The sequence below is a fragment of the Streptomyces sp. MspMP-M5 genome (genome assembly GCF_000373585.1).
In the GTDB taxonomy this organism is placed as follows: domain Bacteria; phylum Actinomycetota; class Actinomycetes; order Streptomycetales; family Streptomycetaceae; genus Streptomyces.
In genome coordinates this window covers 28,584-44,388 of the sequence record NZ_KB891896.1, presented here as the reverse complement: position 1 = coordinate 44,388, position 15,805 = coordinate 28,584, and the positions used below count along the sequence as shown (strand labels likewise).

General features: G+C 72.0%; 15 protein-coding genes. 1 reads left to right on the top strand and 14 read right to left on the bottom strand.

The window, feature by feature from the left end:
• Positions 1 to 92: 92 nt before the first annotated feature.
• The 6 genes from carB to pyrR all read right to left on the bottom strand — a co-directional run bounded on the left by carB (position 93) and on the right by pyrR (position 8,163).
• Positions 93 to 3,404, bottom strand: a complete 3,312-nt coding sequence (carB, locus tag B073_RS0119900; RefSeq protein WP_018539840.1) for a carbamoyl-phosphate synthase large subunit — start codon at positions 3,402 to 3,404, stop codon at positions 93 to 95.
• Entirely contained in the window at positions 3,397 to 4,572 is a 1,176-nt protein-coding gene (gene carA / locus B073_RS0119895) for a glutamine-hydrolyzing carbamoyl-phosphate synthase small subunit (protein ID WP_018539839.1), read from the bottom strand. The genes carB and carA overlap by 8 nt, the downstream gene beginning before the upstream one ends.
• Positions 4,569 to 5,156, bottom strand: a complete 588-nt coding sequence (locus B073_RS0119890; RefSeq protein ID WP_018539838.1) for a hypothetical protein — start codon at positions 5,154 to 5,156, stop codon at positions 4,569 to 4,571. The genes carA and B073_RS0119890 overlap by 4 nt, the downstream gene beginning before the upstream one ends.
• Positions 5,153 to 6,448 carry a dihydroorotase gene (locus B073_RS0119885; RefSeq protein ID WP_018539837.1) on the bottom strand — a complete coding sequence of 432 codons (1,296 nt, stop codon included), beginning with the start codon at positions 6,446 to 6,448 and terminating at the stop codon, positions 5,153 to 5,155. The genes B073_RS0119890 and B073_RS0119885 overlap by 4 nt, the downstream gene beginning before the upstream one ends.
• A gap of 4 nt (positions 6,449 to 6,452) precedes the next feature.
• On the bottom strand, positions 6,453 to 7,430 hold the full coding sequence (locus tag B073_RS0119880; RefSeq protein WP_018539836.1) for an aspartate carbamoyltransferase catalytic subunit: 978 nt from the start codon (positions 7,428 to 7,430) through the stop codon (positions 6,453 to 6,455).
• A 94-nt stretch (positions 7,431 to 7,524) separates the two neighbouring features.
• Entirely contained in the window at positions 7,525 to 8,163 is a 639-nt protein-coding gene (pyrR, locus tag B073_RS0119875) for a bifunctional pyr operon transcriptional regulator/uracil phosphoribosyltransferase PyrR (protein WP_018539835.1), read from the bottom strand.
• A 222-nt stretch (positions 8,164 to 8,385) separates the two neighbouring features.
• On the opposite strand from pyrR, the gene bldD reads away from it, so the two are divergent.
• On the top strand, positions 8,386 to 8,886 hold the full coding sequence (gene bldD, locus B073_RS0119870; RefSeq protein ID WP_018539834.1) for a transcriptional regulator BldD: 501 nt from the start codon (positions 8,386 to 8,388) through the stop codon (positions 8,884 to 8,886).
• 227 nt (positions 8,887 to 9,113) lie between these two features.
• Here bldD and nusB read toward each other — a convergent pair whose 3' ends face one another.
• The 8 genes from nusB to aroC form a co-directional block, all read right to left on the bottom strand.
• Positions 9,114 to 9,551, bottom strand: coding sequence for a transcription antitermination factor NusB (gene nusB, locus B073_RS0119865; RefSeq protein WP_018539833.1), 438 nt, complete (start codon positions 9,549 to 9,551; stop codon positions 9,114 to 9,116).
• A gap of 2 nt (positions 9,552 to 9,553) precedes the next feature.
• A complete protein-coding gene (gene efp / locus B073_RS0119860) occupies positions 9,554 to 10,120 on the bottom strand; it encodes an elongation factor P (RefSeq protein WP_018539832.1) in 567 nt (188 codons plus the stop codon).
• A 66-nt stretch (positions 10,121 to 10,186) separates the two neighbouring features.
• A complete protein-coding gene (locus B073_RS0119855) occupies positions 10,187 to 11,302 on the bottom strand; it encodes an aminopeptidase P family protein (RefSeq protein ID WP_018539831.1) in 1,116 nt (371 codons plus the stop codon).
• Positions 11,303 to 11,367: 65 nt separating this feature from the next.
• A complete protein-coding gene (locus tag B073_RS0119850; protein ID WP_018539830.1) occupies positions 11,368 to 12,240 on the bottom strand; it encodes a Pro-rich N-terminal domain-containing protein in 873 nt (290 codons plus the stop codon).
• Between the two features lie 229 nt (positions 12,241 to 12,469).
• Positions 12,470 to 12,919, bottom strand: a complete 450-nt coding sequence (aroQ, locus tag B073_RS0119845) for a type II 3-dehydroquinate dehydratase (RefSeq protein ID WP_018539829.1) — start codon at positions 12,917 to 12,919, stop codon at positions 12,470 to 12,472.
• Complete coding sequence (gene aroB, locus B073_RS0119840; protein ID WP_018539828.1) at positions 12,916 to 14,007, bottom strand: 3-dehydroquinate synthase; 1,092 nt, start codon at positions 14,005 to 14,007, stop codon at positions 12,916 to 12,918. Before aroB ends, aroQ begins: the two co-directional genes overlap by 4 nt.
• Positions 14,004 to 14,558, bottom strand: coding sequence for a shikimate kinase (locus B073_RS0119835; RefSeq protein WP_018539827.1), 555 nt, complete (start codon positions 14,556 to 14,558; stop codon positions 14,004 to 14,006). Before B073_RS0119835 ends, aroB begins: the two co-directional genes overlap by 4 nt.
• Entirely contained in the window at positions 14,555 to 15,739 is a 1,185-nt protein-coding gene (gene aroC, locus B073_RS0119830) for a chorismate synthase (RefSeq protein WP_026247543.1), read from the bottom strand. Before aroC ends, B073_RS0119835 begins: the two co-directional genes overlap by 4 nt.
• Positions 15,740 to 15,805 lie beyond the last annotated feature (66 nt).

Here is a 15,805-nt window from a genome sequence, read left to right as displayed (position 1 = left end):
GGGACGACCTTTTCGCGAGGAGTCGGGCGGGCTCAGGGAAGAGGCGGGCTCATGAAGAGGGGGACACCGCCTTCGGTGTCCCCCTCGCGGGCCTACTCCTCGCGGGCCGCGGTCAGTTGCCGGGCGTGTTCCTGGAGGGAGCGCACCCCGACGTCGCCGCGGGAGGTCGCCTCGATGCCCTGGACGGCGGCGGCCAGTGCCTGGACGGTGGTCAGGCAGGGGATGCCGCGGGCCACGGAGGCGGTGCGGATGTCGTAGCCGTCGAGCCGGCCGCCGGTCCCGTAGGGGGTGTTGACGATCAGGTCGACCTGGCCGTCGTGGATCAGCTGGACGATGGTCTTCTCGCCGTTCGGGCCCTCGCCCTCGGACTGCTTGCGGACCACGGTGGCCTTGATGCCGTTGCGGCGCAGCACCTCGGCGGTGCCGGAGGTGGCCAGCAGCTCGAAGCCGTGGGCGACCAGCTCACGGGCCGGGAAGATCATCGAGCGCTTGTCGCGGTTGGCGACGGAGACGAAGGCCCGGCCCTTGGTGGGCAGCGCGCCGTAGGCCCCGGCCTGCGACTTGGCGTAGGCGGTGCCGAAGACCGAGTCGATGCCCATGACCTCGCCGGTGGAGCGCATCTCCGGGCCGAGGACGGTGTCCACGCCGCGGCCGGAGGCATCCCGGAACCGCGACCAGGGCATGACCGCCTCCTTGACGGAGATCGGCGCGTCCAGCGGCAGGGTGCCGCCGTCGCCGGTCTTCGGCAGCATGCCCTCGGCGCGCAGCTCGGCGATGGTGGCGCCCAGTGAGATGCGGGCGGCGGCCTTGGCCAGCGGGACCGCGGTGGCCTTCGAGGTGAAGGGCACGGTGCGGGAGGCGCGCGGGTTGGCTTCGAGGACGTAGAGGATGTCGCCGGCCATCGCGAACTGGATGTTGATCAGTCCGCGGACCCCGACTCCCTTGGCGATGGCCTCCGTTGAGGCCCGCAGCCGCTTGATGTCGAAGCCGCCGAGGGTGATCGGGGGCAGTGCGCAGGCGGAGTCGCCGGAGTGGATGCCGGCCTCCTCGATGTGCTCCATGACGCCGCCGAGGTAGAGCTCGTGGCCGTCGTAGAGCGCGTCCACGTCGATCTCGATGGCGTCGTCGAGGAAGCGGTCGATGAGGACCGGGTGCCGGTCGATCAGGCCGGCGTGCCGCTCCAGGTACCCGGCCAGCGAGGGCTCGTCGTAGACGATCTCCATGCCGCGGCCGCCGAGCACGTAGGACGGGCGGACCATGACCGGGTAGCCGATCTCGGCGGCGATGGTCTTGGCCTCCTCGAAGGAGAAGGCGGTGCCGTACTTGGGGGCCGGCAGCCCGGCCTCGGTCAGCACCCGGCCGAACGCGCCGCGCTCCTCGGCGAGGTCGATGGCCTCGGGGGAGGTGCCGACGATCGGCACGCCGTTGTCCTTGAGTGCCTGTGCCAGGCCCAGCGGGGTCTGGCCGCCGAGCTGGACGATGACGCCCGCGACCGGGCCGGCCTGCTGCTCGGCGTGCACGATCTCCAGCACGTCCTCCAGGGTGAGCGGCTCGAAGTAGAGCCGGTCGGAGGTGTCGTAGTCGGTGGAGACGGTCTCCGGGTTGCAGTTGACCATGACGGTCTCGTAGCCGGCGTCGCTGAGCGCGAACGAGGCGTGGACGCAGGAGTAGTCGAACTCGATGCCCTGGCCGATGCGGTTGGGGCCGGAGCCGAGGATGATCACCGCGGGCTTCTCGCGGGGCGCGACCTCGGTCTCCTCGTCGTAGGAGGAGTAGAAGTACGGCGTCTTCGCGGCGAACTCGGCGGCGCAGGTGTCGACCGTCTTGTAGACCGGGCGGATGCCCAGCGCGTGCCGCACCTCGCGGACGACGTCCTCGCGCAGGCCGCGGATGTCCGCGATCTGGGCGTCCGAGAAGCCGTGGCGCTTTGCTTCCGCAAGGGTCTGAGGGTCGAGCTTGTCGGCGGCCGCGATCTCGTCGGCGACCTCCTTGACCAGGAAGAGCTGGTCGACGAACCACGGGTCGATCTTCGTGGCGTCGAAGACCTCCTGCGGGGTGGCGCCGGCCCGGATGGCCGCCATGACGGTGTTGATCCGGCCGTCGGTGGGGACTTTGGCGCGCTCCAGCAGCTCGGCCTTGTCACCGGGGTCGCCGGTGAAGGCGAACTGGCTGCCCTTCTTCTCGATCGAGCGCAGCGCCTTGTTGAGCGCCTCGGTGAAGTTGCGGCCGATGGCCATCGCCTCGCCGACCGACTTCATGGTGGTGGTGAGGGTGGCGTCGGCGGCCGGGAACTTCTCGAAGGCGAACCGCGGCACCTTGACCACGACGTAGTCGAGGGTGGGCTCGAACGACGCCGGGGTCTGCTCGGTGATGTCGTTGGGGACCTCGTCGAGGGTGTAGCCGACGGCGAGCCGGGCGGCGATCTTCGCGATCGGGAAGCCGGTGGCCTTGGAGGCGAGGGCGGACGAGCGCGACACCCGCGGGTTCATCTCGATGACGATCACCCGGCCGTCCTCGGGGTTGACCGCGAACTGGATGTTGCAGCCGCCGGTGTCGACACCGACCTCGCGGATGACGGCGATACCGATGTCCCGGAGGATCTGGTACTCGCGGTCGGTGAGCGTCATCGACGGCGCGACGGTGATCGAGTCGCCGGTGTGCACGCCCATCGGGTCGAAGTTCTCGATGGAGCAGACGACCACGACGTTGTCGTGCTTGTCGCGCATCAGCTCCAGCTCGTACTCCTTCCAGCCGAGGATGGACTCCTCCAGGAGCACCTCGGTGGTCGGGGAGAGCGTGAGGCCCTGGCCGGCGATCCGGCGCAGCTCCTCCTCGTCGTGGGCGAAGCCGGAGCCGGCGCCGCCCATGGTGAAGGACGGGCGGACCACGACCGGGTAGCCGCCGAGCTCCTCGACGCCCGCCAGGACGTCGTCCATGGAGTGGCAGATCACCGAGCGGGCGGACTCGCCGTGGCCGATCTTGGCGTTGACCGCCTCGACGACCGCCTTGAACTGGTCGCGGTCCTCGCCCTTGTGGATCGCCTCGACGTTGGCGCCGATCAACTCGACGCCGTACTTGTCGAGGGTGCCCGCCTCGTGCAGCGAGATGGCGGTGTTGAGCGCCGTCTGGCCGCCGAGGGTCGGCAGCAGCGCGTCCGGGCGCTCCTTGGCGATGATCTTCTCGACGAACTCCGGGGTGATCGGCTCGACGTAGGTGGCGTCGGCGATCTCCGGGTCGGTCATGATCGTGGCCGGGTTGGAGTTGACCAGGATGACGCGCAGGCCCTCGGCCTTGAGGACCCGGCATGCCTGGGTGCCGGAGTAGTCGAACTCGGCGGCCTGACCGATGACGATCGGGCCGGAGCCGATGACCAGGACGGACTGGATATCGGTGCGCTTAGGCACGCTGGCCCTCCATCAGAGAAACGCTGTGCTGATTGTTGTCTCGCATGAGCTCGACGAACCGGTCGAAGAGGTACGCGGCATCGTGCGGGCCGGCGGCCGCCTCGGGGTGGTACTGGACGCTGAAGGCCGGCTGGTCCAGGAGCTGGAGCCCCTCCACCACGTCGTCGTTGAGGCAGACGTGGGAGACCTCGGCGCGGCCGAAGGGGGTGTCGGAGACCTTGTCGAGCGGGGCGTCCACGGCGAAGCCGTGGTTGTGCGCGGTGATCTCGACCTTGCCGGTCGTGCGGTCCTGCACCGGCTGGTTGATGCCGCGGTGCCCGTACTTGAGCTTGTACGTGCCGAAGCCCAGCGCCCGGCCCAGGATCTGGTTGCCGAAGCAGATGCCGAACAGCGGGGTCTTACGGGAGAGCACCTCGCGCATCACCGCGACCGGGTGGTCGGCGGTGGCCGGGTCGCCGGGCCCGTTGGAGAAGAACACGCCGTCGGGGCCGACCGCGTAGACGTCCTCGGCGGTCGCGGTGGCCGGCAGGACGTGCACCTCGATGCCGCGCTCGGCCATCCGGTGCGGGGTCATGCCCTTGATGCCGAGGTCGATCGCGGCGACGGTGAACTTCTTCTCGCCGATCGCCGGGACGACGTACGCCTCCTTGGTGGCGACCTCCGCGGAGAGGTCGGCGCCCTTCATCTCGGGCTGCTGGCGCACCTCGGCGAGCATCGTGCCCTCGTCGGGCAGCGCGTTGCCGGAGAAGATGCCGACCCGCATCGCGCCGCGCTCGCGCAGATGGCGGGTGAGCGCGCGGGTGTCGACGCCGCTGATGCCGACGACGCCCTGGTGGCGCAGCTCCTCGTCGAGGGAGCGGCGGGAGCGCCAGTTGGACGGGATCCGGGCGGGGTCGCGGACGACGTAGCCGGCCACCCAGATCCGCTGCGACTCGGGGTCCTCGTCGTTCACGCCGGTGTTGCCGACGTGCGGGGCGGTCATGACGACGACCTGCCGGTGGTACGAGGGATCGGTCAGCGTCTCCTGGTATCCGGTCATGCCGGTGGAGAACACCGCTTCGCCGAAGGTCTCCCCCACGGCCCCGTAGGCGCGGCCGCGGAAGGTGCGGCCGTCCTCCAGGACGAGTACGGCGGGGATTTTGCCGGTCCCCTGGGTGGAGGTCGTCATCGTGCGCCTTCCGTTTCGGTGTGCTCGGTGGTGTGCTCGGTGCTGGTGAGCCGGTTGAGGGCCTCGACCCAGGCGGGGTGCTCCCCGGCCCGGTCGGAGCGGAAGCCGGAGTCGATCTGCTTGCCGCCGTGTTCCCAGGTGACGACCAGCAGGCCGCCCTCGGGGAGGACCTTGCCCGCGATCCCCTTGTCGAGGCGGGCGCCGCGCAGGGCGGCGGCCGGCACGAAGAAGTCCGCGGCGCCGGGCCGTTCGACGGCCAGGCCCTGGTCGGTGAGGGTCAGTTCGGCCCGGCTGCGGGTGCCCAGACCGCGGGCGACGATCCGGTCGAGCCATTGCCCGGCGGTGGTCGAGCCGTGGTAGCGGCCGCTGAGGGTCAGCCGGGCCTCGCCCGCCTCATCCGGTGCGGAGGGCAGCTCGGGCAGATCGCCCTGGAGGGTGCCGCGCCACTTCCAGCCCTGGCGCATCAGCCAGTACACGAAGACGACGAAGACCAGGAGGCCGACCACCCAGGCGATGCGCCCGGACCAGTCGGTGACCGGGGCGGAGTGCTGTGCCGCGGCCGAGTGGATCAGAAGAGGAGTCACGCGAGCTTCCCGTCGACGACCGTTGCGCGGCCCCGCAGGAAGGTGTGGGTGACGCGTCCCGGCAGCTCACGGCCCTCGTAGGGGGTGTTGCGGCTGCGGGAGGCGAAACCGGCGGGGTCCACCTCTCCACGGTAAGCGGAATCGACCAGGGTGAGGTTGGCGGGCTCGCCGGGTGAGACGGGACGCCCCTGGCCGGCCAGCCGGCCGATCCGCGCCGGGGCGGCGGACATCCGGTCGGCGACCCCGGCCCAGTCCAGCAGCCCGGTCTCGACCATGGTGTGCTGGACGACCGACAGCGCGGTCTCCAGGCCCACCATGCCCATGGCGGCCGCGGCCCACTCGCAGTCCTTGTCCTCGTGCGGGTGCGGGGCGTGGTCGGTGGCGACGATGTCGATGGTGCCGTCGGCGAGGGCCTCGCGCAGCGCCATGACGTCGCGCTCGGTGCGCAGCGGCGGGTTGACCTTGTAGACCGGGTTGTAGCTGCGCACCAGCTCGTCGGTGAGCAGCAGGTGGTGCGGGGTGACCTCGGCGGTGACGTCGATGCCGCGGGACTTGGCCCAGCGGACGATCTCGACGCTGCCGGCGGTCGACAGGTGGCAGATGTGGACCCGGGAGCCGACGTGCTCGGCGAGCAGCACGTCCCGGGCGATGATCGACTCCTCGGCGACGGCCGGCCAGCCGCCCAGCCCCAGCTCGGCCGAGACGACGCCCTCGTTCATCTGGGCGCCCTCGGTCAGCCGCGGCTCCTGGGCGTGCTGGGCGACGACCCCGCCGAACGCCTTCACGTACTCCAGCGCCCGCCGCATGATCACCGCGTCGTCGACGCACTTGCCGTCGTCGGAGAAGACCGTGACGCCGGCCGCGGACTCGTGCATCGCGCCGAGCTCGGCGAGCTTCCTGCCCTCCAGGCCGACGGTGACGGCGCCGATGGGCTGCACGTCGCAGTAGCCGTGCTCGCGGCCCAGCCGGTAGACCTGCTCGACGACGCCGGCGGTGTCGGCGACCGGGAAGGTGTTGGCCATGGCGAACACCGCGGTGTAGCCGCCGGCGGCCGCGGCCCGGGTGCCGGTCAGGACGGTCTCGGAGTCCTCCCGGCCCGGCTCGCGCAGGTGGGTGTGCAGGTCGACCAGGCCCGGCAGCAGGATCTTGCCGGCGGCCTCCACGATCTGGGCGCCCTCGGTGTCGGAGCCGGTGAGGTCGGTGCCGACGGCGGTGATCGTCTCGTCCGTGATCAGCACGTCCTGCGGCGCTCCGCCGAGCACCTGCGCACCGCGGATCAGGATCTTGCTCATCGTCTTACTTCTCCTCGGTACGGGGGTGGGTGACGGCGGGCTCGTTGCCGCCGAGCAGCAGGTAGAGGACGGCCATGCGGATGGAGACGCCGTTGGCGACCTGTTCGACGACCGTGCAGCGGTCGGAGTCGGCGACCTCGGCGGTGATCTCCATGCCGCGGACCATCGGGCCGGGGTGCATGACGACGGCGTGGCCGGGCATCCGCGCCATCCGGTCGGCATCCAGGCCGTAGCGGCGCGAGTACTCGCGCTCGGTGGGGAAGAACGCGGCGTTCATCCGCTCGCGCTGGACCCGCAGCATCATCACGGCGTCGGACTTGGGCAGCACGCGGTCGAGGTCGTAGGAGACCTCGCACGGCCAGGTCTCGACGCCGACCGGTACCAGGGTGGGCGGCGCGACGAGGGTGACCTCGGCGCCGAGGGTGTGCAGCAGATCGACGTTGGAGCGGGCGACGCGGCTGTGCAGGACGTCGCCGACGAGCGTGATGCGCTTCCCGGCGAGGTCCTTGCCGAGCCCTTCGTCCGGGCCGATCAGCCGGCGCCGCATGGTGAAGGCGTCCAGCAGGGCCTGGGTGGGGTGCTGGTGGGTGCCGTCGCCGGCGTTGATGACGGGGGCGTCGATCCAGCCGGAGGTGGCGAGCCGGTAGGGGGCGCCGGAGGCGCTGTGCCGGATGACGACGGCGTCGACGCCCATCGCCTCCAGGGTCTGGGCGGTGTCCTTCAGGGACTCGCCCTTGGAGACGCTGGAGCCCTTGGCGGCGAAGTTGATGACGTCGGCGGAGAGCCGCTTCTCGGCCGCCTCGAAGGAGATCCGGGTGCGGGTGGAGTCCTCGAAGAAGAGGTTGCAGACGGTGCGGCCGCGCAGGGCGGGCAGTTTCTTGATCGGCCGGTCGGCGACCCGGGCCATTTCCTCGGCGGTGTCGAGGATCAGCACGGCGTCGTCCCGCGTGAGATCGGCGGCCGAGATGAGGTGACGCTTCATCCGGTGTTCTCCGGGGGTGAGGGAGGTGTACGGGAATGTCCGTCGAGCGGGCATGGGTACGGGCCCGGGGTCACCGGGTCCGTCCGCGCGTGGGCTAGCGCCCGTCGGCCGGGGCGGTCCGCTCGACCGCCGGGAAGTCGCCGTCGGAACCGGGGCGGGACACGGCGGAGCGCAGGCCGAGCAGCACGGCGTCGCGGCCGTCCTCCTCGGTGAGCTGGACCTTGACCGCCTCCCGCAGCGAGGTGGGGAGGTTCTTGCCCACGTAGTCGGCGCGGATCGGCAGCTCGCGGTGACCGCGGTCGACCAGGACGGCCAGCTGCACGGCGCGCGGGCGCCCGATGTCGCCCAGCGCGTCCAGGGCGGCGCGGATCGTGCGTCCGGAGAAGAGCACGTCGTCGACGAGGAGGACGAGGCGGCCCTCGATGCCTTCGGTGGGGATCTCCGTGCGACCCAGCGTGCGGGCCGGGCCCAGCCGCAGATCGTCGCGGTACATCGTGATGTCGAGCGAGCCGACCGGAATGGCGCGGCCGGTGATCTCCTCGAGCTTGGCGGCCAGCCGCCGGGCGAGAAAGACACCGCGGGTGGGGATTCCCAGGAGCACCACGTCGTCCGCGCCCTTGGCGCGCTCGACGATTTCGTGGGCGATACGGGTCAGCATCCGCGCGATGTCCGGGCCTTCGAGCACCGGCCGGGCGGCAGCATGCGATCTCGTGTCGGAATGCGTCGCGTCCATACGAAACGGACCTCCTTCTCCGCCTCACGGGACGGACCTTAAAGGACGTCGGAATTACGAGACTCAGGCTATCAGGAGGCCCTCGGAGAGCCGCACACCCCCCTGACGGGTGAGGGTCTGGCCCATTCGGCTTGACGAAGTCAGATTACGCTGCGTAACCTCACAGTGAGTTACCAGCCACGCGGCCGAGCCGCATGTCGATACAGCCGTCTGGGGAGCTTTATGTCCAGCGAATACGCTAAACAGCTCGGGGCCAAGCTCCGCGCCATCCGTACCCAGCAGGGCCTCTCTCTCCACGGCGTCGAGGAGAAGTCCCAGGGCCGCTGGAAGGCCGTGGTGGTGGGGTCCTACGAGCGCGGCGACCGTGCCGTGACCGTCCAGCGCCTCGCCGAGCTGGCGGACTTCTACGGCGTGCCGGTGCAGGAGCTGCTGCCGGGCACCACGCCGGGCGGCGCCGCCGAGCCGCCGCCCAAGCTGGTGCTGGACCTGGAGCGTCTGGCCCACGTCCCGCAGGAGAAGGCCGGCCCGCTCCAGCGCTACGCCGCCACCATCCAGAGCCAGCGCGGGGACTACAACGGCAAGGTGCTCTCGATCCGCCAGGACGACCTGCGCACCCTCGCGGTGATCTACGACCAGTCGCCCTCGGTGCTCACCGAGCAGCTGATCAGCTGGGGCGTGCTGGACGCGGACGCCCGCCGGGCCGTGCAGCACGAGGAGATCTGACCGGCTTCCACCCCCGCTTCACACGCAGAAACGTACCGCCGCTCCGGGCTGCCCGGGGCGGCGGTCGGCGTATATCCGGCGACGGACGCCCGGCCAACGGCCGGCCTGCGGAAACGGGCGCGGACGGCCGACGGGCCCGGAGCGATGGGGTATCGCTCCGGGCCCGTTCGGTGCCTCGGTTCGCGGCCGTCAGCGGCTGTCAGTGGCCGCCCGGCCGGTTCGGCGCGTCAGCGCGTCTCCTCGCGGCGCAGCCCCGGCTTCAGCTCCTTGAGCCGGGCCAGCAGGCCGTTGACGAAGGACGGCGAGTCGTCCGTGGAGAACTCCTTGGCCAGCTGCACGGCCTCGTCGATCGCCACCGCGTCCGGCGTGCCGTCCACCCACAGCAGCTCGTAGGCCCCGAGCCGCAGGATGGAGCGGTCGGCCGCCGGCATCCGGTCCAGGTCCCAGTCGACGGAGTAGGTGGAGAGCAGCTCGTCGATGCGGGCGATGTGCTCCGCGTACCCCTCGACCAGTTCCAGGGTGTACTCGTGCACCGGCGGTTGGCGGGGGTCGGTCCGGGCGTGGCGCATCCAGTCCGCGAGCACGGACTGCACGTCGGCACCGCGCTGGTCGGCCTCGAAGAGGATCTGGAAGGCGCGCTTACGGGCCTTGGTGCGGGCAGCCACGGTTAGCTGTTCACCCGGCCGAGGTAGTCGCCGGTGCGGGTGTCGACCTTGATCTTCTCACCGGTGGTGATGAAGAGCGGGACCTGGATCGAGTGGCCGGTCTCCAGCTCGGCGGGCTTGGAGCCGCCGGTGGAACGGTCGCCCTGGACGCCCGGCTCGGTGTGCTTGATGGTCAGCTCGACGGCGGCCGGCAGCTCGACGTAGAGCACCTCGCCCTCGTGCTGCGCGACGGTGGCCGTGAAGCCCTCGATGAGGAAGTTGGCGGCGTCACCGACGGTCTTGCGGTCGATGTGCAGCTGGTCGTAGGTGTCCATGTCCATGAAGACGAAGTAGTCGCCGTCCATGTACGAGAACTGCATGTCGCGCCTGTCGACAGTGGCCGTCTCGACCTTGACGCCGGCGTTGAAGGTCTTGTCCACCACCTTGCCGGAGAGCACGTTCTTGAGCTTGGTACGGACGAAGGCCGGGCCCTTACCGGGCTTGACGTGCTGGAACTCGACGACGGACCAGAGCTGGCCGCCTTCGAGCTTGAGCACCATGCCGTTCTTGAGGTCGTTCGTGGAAGCCACGGTTGCGGAATCTCCTGGACTGCGGGTGGTGGGTACCTCGAAACTGCCCGCAGCGAGCCCGGTGGCTCACAGGGCGAGCAGCTCCTTGGTCGTGATCGTGAGTAGCTCGGGTCCGCCGTCCGCCTCGGGGCGGACGACGAGGGTGTCGTCGATCCGGACACCCCCTCGGCCCGGGATGTGGACCCCTGGCTCGACGGTGACCGGCACGCAAGCGTCCAGTTTACCCATGGCGCCGGGTGACAACTGAGGGTCCTCGTCGATTTCCAGTCCGACACCGTGCCCGGTCCACGGGCCGAGGCCGTCTCCGTGCCCCGCCGTCTCCAGGATCTGGCGGGTCACCCGGTCCACCTCGTGGCACTCCACGCCCGGCGCCAGCGCCTCCCGGCCGGCCTTCTGGGCCGCGAAGACCAGGTCGTACAGCTCGATCTGCCAGTCCGCCGGAGTGGTGCCGATGACGAACGTGCGGCCGATCTCGCAGCGGTAACCGCGGTAGTTCGCGCCCAGCCCGACGGTCAGGAAGTCGCCCTCCTCGACCCGGCGGTCGGTGGGCAGGTGCCCGGCGCGCCCGGAGTTCGGGCCGGTGGCGACGGAGGTGGCGAAGGCCGGGCCGTCCGCGCCGTGGTCGACCAGGCGGCGCTCCAGTTCCAGCGCGAGGTGCCGTTCGGTGCGGCCGACCAGGATCGACTCCAGGAGTTCGCCCAGCGCCTGGTCGCTGATCTCGGCGGCGATCCGCAGGCAGGCGATCTCGTCGTCGTCCTTCACCAGCCGCTGCGTCTCGACGGCGCACGCCAGGTCGGCGAGCCGCACCCCGGGGGCCACCTGGGAGAGCGCCCGGTGGCGGGTGACGGTGAGGTGGTGCTCCTCCACCGCCAGGACCTCCGCGCCCGACTTGGCGGCCAGGCCGGCGGCGGCCACCGCGGGATCGCCGTCGCGGGCCGGCAGCACCGAGATCCGCACGTCGTCGGCGGGCCGGCCCTCGGTGGGGTCGCCGGTCAGCGGGCGGCCGCAGACCAGGACGTCGTCCCCCGGGCTGCCGGGGCCCAGCAGCAGGGTCGCGCCGGGCGGGGTGCAGCCGGTGAGATAGCGGACGTTGGCCGGGCGCGAGATCAGGGCGGCGGTACTTCCGGTTGCGGCGCAGCGGTCGCGCAGCCGCGCGCGTCGGGCCGCGTACAACTCGGACATATCGCCAGCGTACGACCCCTCCTCCCGCGCGGCCGTTCGAGACGGCCGCCCGGGGGACGGTCCGGCTACCAGCTGGGCGGGCTGGCGATGCTGCGGGCGACGACCTCGTCGAGCGCCCGGACGGTGGTGGCCACGTCGTGCTGGGAGTTGTCGAGGATCGGCAGGCCCGAGCCGTACCAGCCGGCCATCCGGCCGTGGATCCGGGCCACCTCCTCGTCGGAGAGGCGGCGGTTGCCGGTGCGCCGGGCGTTGCGCTCCAGCACGACCTCCAGGCCCGGGAGCAGCACGATCGGCAGCAGGCCGGGGCCCACGTGGCGCTTCCAGCCGCCCAGGCCGACGACCGGGCGGTCCGGGAAGACCGCGTCGTCGAGGATGCAGGAGATGCCGTTGGCGAGGAAGTTGCGGGCGGCGAAGCCGCAGGTGCGGCGGGCGAGGCGGTACTGCGCCTCGGAGTTGTCGTTCCATCCGGACTGCGGGTCGGCGAAACCGGACCGGACCCACTCCCGGACGTCGTCCAGGCTGATGTGCGCGGTCGGCACCCGCCGGGTGTCGGCCCAGTGGCGGGCGACGCTGGTCTTGCCGGCGCCGGCCGGGCCGATCAGCAGCACCGCGACGGCGGCGTGCGCGGGATCCGGGGTGGCGTTGCTGGGCAGCGGGACGGGGGCACCGGGCGGCAGCTGGATGTGGCCGGTGACGTCGCCGCTGTGCGGGGCGGGCGGGTGCTGCGCGGCGGGCGGGGCCGCGGGCGGCGCGGACGGCCAGCCCGGAGGGGCCGGCGCGGGCGGGGCAGGGGGCGGCGGCGGGGCCGCGGGGGTGTGCGGCATGCCGGGCGAATGAGGCGGGCCGGGGTGCGGCGTCCAGTTCATGGTCATGCCGGCGCCCTGGGTGGGAAGCGGGCCGCGCGGCGGTGGCAGCGGAGCCCCCACTGCGTACTGCATCCGGTGGCTCTCCGTCTCGTGCGGTCGACGTGGTGCGGGGCGGCGCACCGGACGGGGTGGCCTGGTGCGCCGGGGCGGCAACTGCGGGGCGGGCACGGATGGTTGGCGCCCCGCCGCCGGGTGGTGCTGCGGTGAACCGTACTACCCCGGCGACTGCCAGGAGGTTTCCCTACCCCGGCCGTCCGTCGAATGAACGGCCGAGGGTACGGGTGTGTGGACGACGCGCGGGTCAGCCGTTCAGTTCCTCGGCCAGGGCGCGCAGCGCGAGGCGGTAGGAGCCGATGCCGAAGCCGGCGACGGTGCCGCTGGCGACGGCCGCGATGACCGAGGTGTGGCGGAACTCCTCGCGGGCGTACGGGTTGGAGATGTGCACCTCGATCAGCGGGGCGGTGCGCTGGGCGGCCGCGTCCCGCATCGCGTAGGAGTAGTGCGTGAACGCACCGGGGTTGATGACGACCGGGACGGCGCCGTCGGCGGCCTCGTGCAGCCAGCGGACCATCTCGCCCTCGTCGTTGGTCTCCCGCACCTCGGCGTCCAGGCCCAGCTCCCTGCCGAGCCGGGCGCACTCGGCGACCAGCCCGGCGTAGGAGGTGGCGCCGTAGACGTCGGGCTCGCGGGAGCCCAGCCGGCCGAGGTTGGGGCCGTTGAGGACCAGCACCCGGCGCGCCGCCGCGGTCATGCGGCGATCTCCGCGTGCGCGGCGAGCAGCATCGCCGGGTCGGGGCTCTCCAGGACGGCCGGCTTGGCCAGGCCGTCCAGGACGATGAAGCGCAGCCGGTCGCCGCGGGACTTCTTGTCGACCTTCATGGTCTGAAGCAGCTTGGGCCACTGGTCGCCGCGGTAGGTCAGCGGCAGTCCGACGGCGGACAGCACGGCGCGGTGCCGGTCGGCGGTGGCGTCGTCCAACCGGCCGGCGATCCGGCCGAGTTCGGCGGCGAAGACCATGCCGACGGAGACGGCGGCGCCGTGCCGCCAGTTGTAGCGCTCGTTCTTCTCGATGGCGTGGGCCAGGGTGTGGCCGTAGTTGAGGATCTCCCGCAGGCCGGACTCCTTGAGGTCGGCGGAGACCACCTCGGCCTTGACCCGGATCGCCCGCACGATCAGCTCGGTGGCGTGCGGGCCGTCGGGCCGCTTGGCGCCCTCGGGGTCGGACTCGATCAGGTCGAGGATCACCGGGTCGGCGATGAAGCCGGCCTTGATGACCTCGGCCAGCCCCGAGACGTACTCGTTGACCGGGAGGGTGTCGAGCGCGGCGAGGTCGCAGAGCACCCCGGCCGGCGGGTGGAAGGCACCGACGAGGTTCTTGCCCTCGGCGGTGTTGATGCCGGTCTTGCCGCCGACCGCGGCGTCCACCATGCCCAGGACGGTGGTCGGGACGGCGATCCAGCGCACCCCGCGCAGCCACGTCGCGGCGACGAAGCCGGCCAGGTCGGTGGTGGCGCCGCCGCCCACGCCGACGATCACGTCGGTGCGGGTGAAGCCGGTCTGGCCGAGCGCCTTCCAGCAGTAGGCGGCGACCTCGGCGGTCTTGGCCTCCTCGGCGTTGGGCAGCTGGACGGCGATCGCCTCGTAGCCCTGGTCGGCGAGGTCCGCGCGCAGCGCCTCGCCGGTGGCGGCCAGCGCCTCGGGGTGCAGCACCGCGACGCGCTTGGCCGCGGTGCCGATCAGAGCGGGGAGTTCGCCCAGCAGCTGCCGCCCGACGAGGACCTCGTACGGGTCGGTGCCGGCGGTACCGCCGACCTGGATGCGGGTGGCGTGCTCCGTCATGCCTGTTCCTCCCTGCCGGCGGGGTGCGCGGGGTCCGCGGCCGGCCGTAGCTCCAAAGCGTCCACGATCGCGTCGGCGACGTCCTCGGGGGTGCGGCCCCCGGTGGCGATCACCGCCCGGGCGACCTCGGTGTAGAGCGGGCGGCGCCGCTCCATCAGCTCGCGCCACTGCTTGCGCGGGTTGACCGCGAGCAGCGGGCGGGGCGCGTCCAGGCCCACCCGCTTGACGGCGTCGGCGAGTTCGACGTCCAGGAAGACCACCGGCAGGCCGGTGAGCAGCTTCCGGGTGCCGTCGTCCATGACCGCGCCGCCGCCGAGCGAGAGCACCCCGGGGTGGGTGTCGAGGGCGGTGCGGACCGCCGCCCGCTCCAGCTCGCGGAAGTGCGACTCGCCGTCCTCGATGAAGATCTCGGCGATCGGCTTGCCGGCGGTGCCGACGATGTCGGCGTCGGTGTCGCGGTAGCCGACGCCCAGCCGCCCGGCCAGCAGCGCGCCCACGGTGGACTTGCCGGCGCCGGGCGGGCCGACCAGTACGACGACCGGCGCGGTCACTTGATCGCCAGGTTGTCGAGGTAGCCCCGGACGTTGCGCCGGGTCTCCGGCACGCTGTCGCCGCCGAACTTCTCCACCACCGCGTCGGCCAGCACCAGCGCCACCATCGCCTCGGCGACGATGCCGGCGGCCGGGACCGCGCAGACGTCGGAGCGCTGGTGGTGGGCCTTGGCGGCCTCGCCCGTGGTGACGTCGATCGTCGCCAGCGCCCGCGGCACGGTCGCGATCGGCTTCATCGCGGCCCGCACGCGCAGGAGTTCACCGGTGGTCAGGCCGCCCTCGGTGCCGCCGGAACGGCCGGAGGCGCGCCGAATCCCCTCGTCGGTGGCCAGGATCTCGTCGTGCGCCTTGGAGCCGGGCACCCGCGCCAGGTCGAAGCCGTCGCCGACCTCGACGCCCTTGATGGCCTGGATGCCCATCAGGGCGGCGGCCAGCCGGGCGTCCAGACGGCGGTCCCAGTGGACGTGCGAGCCGAGGCCGACGGGCACGCCGTAGGCCAGCACCTCGACGACGCCGCCGAGCGTGTCGCCGTCCTTGTGGGCCTGGTCGATCTCGGCGACCATCGCCTTCGACGCGTCGGCGTCCAGGCAGCGCACCGGGTCGGCGTCCAGCTTCTCGACGTCGGAGGGCTTGGGGTAGACGCCGTACGGGGCCTTGGCCGCGGCCAGCTCGACGACGTGCGAGACGATCTCGATACCGGCCGTCTCCTTGAGGAAGGAGCGGGCGACGGTGCCCAGGGCGACCCGGGCCGCGGTCTCGCGGGCGGAGGCGCGCTCCAGGATCGGGCGAGCCTCGTCGAAGCCGTACTTCTGCATACCGGCGAGGTCGGCGTGGCCAGGGCGGGGCCGGGTCAGCGGGGCGTTGCGGGCCAGCTCGGCCAGCACCGTCTCGTCGACCGGGTCGGCCGCCATGACCTGCTCCCACTTGGGCCACTCGGTGTTGCCGACCATGATCGCGACCGGGGAGCCCAGCGACCGGCCGTGCCGGACGCCGCCGAGGAAGGTGACCTCGTCCCGCTCGAACTTCATCCGGGCACCGCGGCCATAGCCGAGCCGGCGGCGGGCCAGGGCGTCCGCCACCATCTCCGTGGTGATCGGCACGCCGGCGGGAAGGCCCTCCAGCGTCGCCACCAGTGCGGGGCCGTGCGACTCCCCCGCCGTCAGCCAGCGCAACCTGCTCAACGGTGCTCCTCAGTACTGCTCATGTGCTGCTCATCCGCGTACGGTCTGCTCTGATCCTCCCACGTC

Excerpts from the sequence above, each read along its gene's own strand:
- carA (WP_018539839.1), bottom strand. The coding sequence starts at position 4,572 with ATGACGACCTCCACCCAGGGGACCGGCAAAATCCCCGCCGTACTCGTC.
- B073_RS0119885 (WP_018539837.1), bottom strand. The coding sequence starts at position 6,448 with ATGAGCAAGATCCTGATCCGCGGTGCGCAGGTGCTCGGCGGAGCGCCG.
- B073_RS0119880 (WP_018539836.1), bottom strand. The coding sequence starts at position 7,430 with ATGAAGCGTCACCTCATCTCGGCCGCCGATCTCACGCGGGACGACGCC.
- pyrR (WP_018539835.1), bottom strand. The coding sequence starts at position 8,163 with ATGGACGCGACGCATTCCGACACGAGATCGCATGCTGCCGCCCGGCCG.
- bldD (WP_018539834.1), top strand. The coding sequence starts at position 8,386 with ATGTCCAGCGAATACGCTAAACAGCTCGGGGCCAAGCTCCGCGCCATC.
- B073_RS0119855 (WP_018539831.1), bottom strand. The coding sequence starts at position 11,302 with ATGTCCGAGTTGTACGCGGCCCGACGCGCGCGGCTGCGCGACCGCTGC.
- B073_RS0119850 (WP_018539830.1), bottom strand. The coding sequence starts at position 12,240 with ATGCAGTACGCAGTGGGGGCTCCGCTGCCACCGCCGCGCGGCCCGCTT.
- aroQ (WP_018539829.1), bottom strand. The coding sequence starts at position 12,919 with ATGACCGCGGCGGCGCGCCGGGTGCTGGTCCTCAACGGCCCCAACCTC.
- aroB (WP_018539828.1), bottom strand. The coding sequence starts at position 14,007 with ATGACGGAGCACGCCACCCGCATCCAGGTCGGCGGTACCGCCGGCACC.